Source organism: Pseudonocardia sp. NPDC049154, assembly GCF_040648315.1.
GTDB lineage: Bacteria > Actinomycetota > Actinomycetes > Mycobacteriales > Pseudonocardiaceae > Pseudonocardia.
In genome coordinates this window covers 1-4,190 of the sequence record NZ_JBEZDN010000235.1, presented here as the reverse complement: position 1 = coordinate 4,190, position 4,190 = coordinate 1, and the positions used below count along the sequence as shown (strand labels likewise).

The 4,190-nt window shown below is 75.1% G+C and carries 4 protein-coding genes; 1 reads left to right on the top strand and 3 read right to left on the bottom strand.

Annotated elements, in window-relative coordinates; genetic code table 11:
- The 3 genes from AB0B41_RS42775 to AB0B41_RS42765 all read right to left on the bottom strand — a co-directional run.
- A partial coding sequence (locus AB0B41_RS42775) for an alpha/beta hydrolase (protein ID WP_358212916.1) occupies positions 1 to 781 on the bottom strand: 781 nt, incomplete at its 3' end.
- A 1-nt stretch (position 782) separates the two neighbouring features.
- Positions 783 to 1,919: an acyl-CoA dehydrogenase family protein gene (locus AB0B41_RS42770; RefSeq protein WP_358212914.1), complete on the bottom strand. Its 1,137-nt coding sequence runs from the start codon at positions 1,917 to 1,919 to the stop codon at positions 783 to 785.
- The gene (locus AB0B41_RS42765; RefSeq protein ID WP_358212912.1) at positions 1,916 to 3,133 is read right to left on the bottom strand and encodes an acyl-CoA dehydrogenase family protein; all 1,218 of its coding nucleotides are present in this window, start codon (positions 3,131 to 3,133) and stop codon (positions 1,916 to 1,918) included. The genes AB0B41_RS42770 and AB0B41_RS42765 overlap by 4 nt, the downstream gene beginning before the upstream one ends.
- Before the next feature lie 189 nt (positions 3,134 to 3,322).
- On the opposite strand from AB0B41_RS42765, the gene AB0B41_RS42760 reads away from it, so the two are divergent.
- Positions 3,323 to 4,069 (top strand): enoyl-CoA hydratase, encoded by a 747-nt coding sequence (locus AB0B41_RS42760; RefSeq protein WP_358212911.1) that lies wholly within the window; start codon positions 3,323 to 3,325, stop codon positions 4,067 to 4,069.
- Positions 4,070 to 4,190 lie beyond the last annotated feature (121 nt).

Below are 4,190 nucleotides of genomic sequence, written 5' to 3'. Positions count from 1 at the left end.
CGGCGCCCGACACGGTGCGGACCCGCACCGTGCCACGGGCCGGCGCGGCCCGGTCGGACGCGGCGGCCTCGTCGTACACCTCCACCGCGGGGTGGGTGGGCGCGGCGAGGGCGGCGCTGAACCCGGCGGGCCTGCCGACGGCGGGATCGTGGCGCCAGGTCCAGCTCCCGTCGGGCAGCCTGCGCACGGCCGCCAGCAGCGTCCGGCGCAGCTCCTCGCACCCACAACCGGGCGCGCTGGACCGGGCGACGGTGAGCAGGTCCGCGAAGGACGGGAAGCTCGTCCGTGCCGCGACGCCGGGGTCGGCGCCGGGTGTCCCGTCCAGGAGCACCAGCGCGCGGACCGGCCACGGGGTGTCTGCGGCCACCGCTTGCACGGTGCGGGCGCCGAGCCCGATGCCGACCATCAGGTCGGCCTCGGGGGCCAGCTCGCCGAGGACCGGGGCGAGCGTGCGGGCCAGCCCGGCGGGAGCGTAGGCACCGTCCGTCCGCCAGGCCGAGTGGCTGTGTCCGGGCAGGTCCACGGCGAGCGCGGGCAGGCCGGTGGCGAGCACCGCGGCGTTCCACGAGTGCGCGCTCTGGCCGGCGTCGTGCAGCAGCACCATCCGCGGCTCGGCGTCCCCCCAGCGCAGCGCGCTGACCTCGCCGTCCGGGGTGGGGACGGCCAGGCGCCGGACGGGCGGCAGGCAGTCGAACAGCCCGACCGCTCGGGCGTCCTCGCCCAGCAGCGCGAACTCGGACAGGGCGGCGAGCTCGTCGTCGGGGGAGATGACGGTCGTCATGTCAGATCCCCATCCGGTCGAGCAGCCGGTCGTGCGCGGCGGTGGGCCCGCCCAGCAGGTTCTGCGAGGCGCGGGCCCGCCGGAAGTACAGGTGCGCCGGGTGCTCCCAGGTGAACCCGATGCCGCCGTGGATCTGGATGGTCTCGGCGGTCACGAACTCGAGGGCCGCGGAGGCGGTCAGGTAGGCGGCCGCCGCTGCGGCCGCGGCGTCCGGGCGATCCTCGGCGACGGCCAGGGCGGCGCCCTCGGTGGCGGCGTCGGCCAGCTCCACGCGGGCGAGCATGTCCGCCAGCTTGTGCTTGATCGCCTGGAACGACCCGATCGGCCGGCCGAACTGCGTGCGCTGCTTTGCGTAGGCCACGGACATGTCGAGGCAGCGGCGCAGCGCTCCTACCTGCTCGGCGGCCAGTGCCAGCCCCAGCAGGTCGACGGTGCGACGCAGGGCCTCCGCGGCTCCGCCGACCGGGCCGACGGGCGTCGCGGGGGTGTCCTCCAGCCGCAGGACACCGAGCGGGCGGGTGCCGTCGAGGGTCTCCAGCTCACGGACGCTGAGCCCGACCGCGCCGCGCTCCACCGCGAACAGCCCGACCCCCTCCGCGGACCGGGCGGCGACCAGGACGAGGTCCGCGACCGAGAGGTGCGGCACGAAGGACTTCGTGCCGCTCAGCGTCCAGCCCGCCCCGCCGTGCGTCGCGGACGTCTCCACGGTGTCGGGATCCGGGACCCCGGAGGCCTCCGCGAGCGCGAGCGTGGCGATCGTGGTGCCGGCGCCGATCCCGGGCAGGTAGAGGGCGCAGGCCTCGTCGTCCCCCACGGCGAGCAGCGCCTGGGCGGCGACGACGGCCGAAGCGAGGAACGGGGAAGGCAGCAGCGCCGCGCCCTGCTCCTCGAGGACCACGCGCAGCTCCGGGAGACCGAAGCCGTCCCCGCCGAAGCGCTCCGGCAGGGCCAGGCGGGCCAGCCCGAGCTGCTCGGTCAGCTGGGCCCAGACGAGCGGGTCGTGGCCCCGTCGCTCCGGGTCGTCGACGATCTTGCGGACGGCCTCCTCACCGCTGTGGTCGGCGAGCAGGTCCCTCACCGCCGCGCGCAGGTCCGCGAGCTCCTCGGCCCCGGCCCGGGTCTCGGTCTCGGTGGTCATCGCGCGGCCTCCTTCGGCAGCCCGAGCACCCGCTCGGCCAGGATGTTCTTCATGATCTCCTCGGTGCCGCCGAGGATCCGCAGCGCCGGGGCGCTGAGCAGCAGCTCCGACCAGGCGAAGGTGCCCCACTCGCCGGTGTCGGCAATGATGCGCGGGCCCAGCACGTCGGCGGCGAAGCGGGAGCCGTCGATGAGGTTGCGGGCGAAGGCGAGCTTCGAGATCGAGCCCTCGGGACCGGGCGCGGCACCGGCCCGCAGCAGCCGGGCGGCCCGCTCGTTGAGGGACCGGGCCGCCCGCAGCGCGGCCAGGAGCGCGGCGAGGTCGCGGCGCAGGGCCCCGTCGGACTCCCGGCCGACCGCGCGCAGCATCGCGGTGAGCCGCTCGGGGGTCAGGGCGGCGGCCGGACCGCCCCTCTCCCCGCCGACGGTGACGCGCTCGTTCATCAGCGTCGTCAGCGCGACCTTCCAGCCCTCGTTCACCTCGCCGAGGCGCCGGCTGTCGGGGATCCGGACGTCGGTGAGGAAGACCTCGTTGAACTCGGCGCCGCCGGTCATCTGGCGCAGCGGGCGGACCTCCACGCCGGGGGTGTCGAGATCGAGGAGGAAGGCGGTGATGCCGCGGTGCTTGGGCGCGTCCGGGTCCGTGCGGCACAGCAGCTCGCCGACCTGCGCGTGCTGGGCGATCGACGTCCAGACCTTCTGCCCGTTGACCACCCAGCCGTCCCCGTCGCGCACCGCGCGGGTGGTGACCCCCGCGAGGTCGGAGCCCGCCGCGGGCTCGCTGAACAGCTGGCAGGCGATCACCTCGCCGGAGTACATGCGGCGCAGGTAGTGCTCGCGGAGCTCGGGCGTGCCGTGGGTCAGGATCGTCGGCCCGATCATCCCCAGCCCGATCACGTCGAGCACCCCGGTGTCAGGGACGTCGTACTCGGACTCGAGCGCGTCGTAGGCCAGCGCGTGCACCTGACCGAGCCCCCGGCCGCCGTACTCCTCGGGGCCGGTCAGCCAGCCGAAGCCGTTCTCGTACCTGGTGCGCTGCCAGGCCCTCGCCGCCTCGACGGCGGCGGCCGCCTCCTCGGCCGGCGCGGTGCTGAAGTAGCCGACTCGATCGTCGCCCACCCCCCACCGGAACCGTTCCTCCGCCTCCGTCCGTCGCGCGTGCGCGTCCAGGAAGTCCCGCGCCTCGCGCGTGAAGTCGGCGAGCTCGACCGCCATGGCGATCCTCCGTCCTGCGTCACGACATCGTGAGTGCTAGTCGCAATATGATACAGTATTTCATCTTCTGCGTGGAAGCGTGCGGCGGAGGGGCAAAGAGTCCTTTCCGGCTGATGATCTATCGGATACCGTGCCTTGCGGGAGCCCGCCGGCGCGACGTCCCGCCGGCCTGAGCACGACGGGAGCGGTATGACCGACGAGCCGGTGACCTACTCCGAGTCCGCGGGAGTGGCCACGCTGGTGCTGAACCGACCGGCGGCGCGCAACGCGATCGACACCTCGCTGTCCCTCGCGCTGCACGCCTGCCTGGACCGGGCGGAGGCCGCCGATTCGGTGCGCGTGATCGTCCTCACCGGGGCCGATCCGGCCTTCTGCGCCGGCCTGGACCTCAAGGAGTTCACCCGCACCGGCCGCCCGCCCGAGGGGGCGACCGCGGCCATCGTGCGGCTCGGTGAGCTCGGCAAGCCGACGATCGGGGCGGTGAACGGCCCGGTGGCCACCGGCGGGCTGGAGCTCGCGCTGGCGCTGGACCTGCTGATCGCGTCCGACCGGGCGCGGTTCGCCGACACGCACGCCTCGGTCGGCATCCTGCCCGGCGGTGGCATGTCGGCCCGGCTGCCCCGTGCGGTAGGGCGCCGGATGGCGCTGGACATGTCCTTCACCGGCCGGGTGCTCTCCGCCGAGGAGGCCCTGACCCACGGGCTGGTCTCCCGGGTGGTGCCGCACGCCGAGCTCGGCGCGGCGGTCCAGGCCGTGGCGGAGACGATCGCCGGCCACGATCCCGTCGTCGTGCGCGGGCTGCGCTCGCTCTACCGGCACTCGGCGGAGCTGCCGCTGCCCGCCGCGCTCGCCCACGAGCACGCCGAGCGCGACCGCAGGCGGGCCGAGGGGCGCCAGCTCGTGCCGGACTCGCCGATCGCGGGTCGGCCGGGCTGAGCGCCGGCGTGGGCCCCGGGAGACCGGCTCACTGGTGCACCTTCCTTGTGTCCGGGCCGGCTGGGATGGTTCGGACGCACCACTGGTGGCCACCGGGTGATCGCCCTGCTCGCTCGACCGT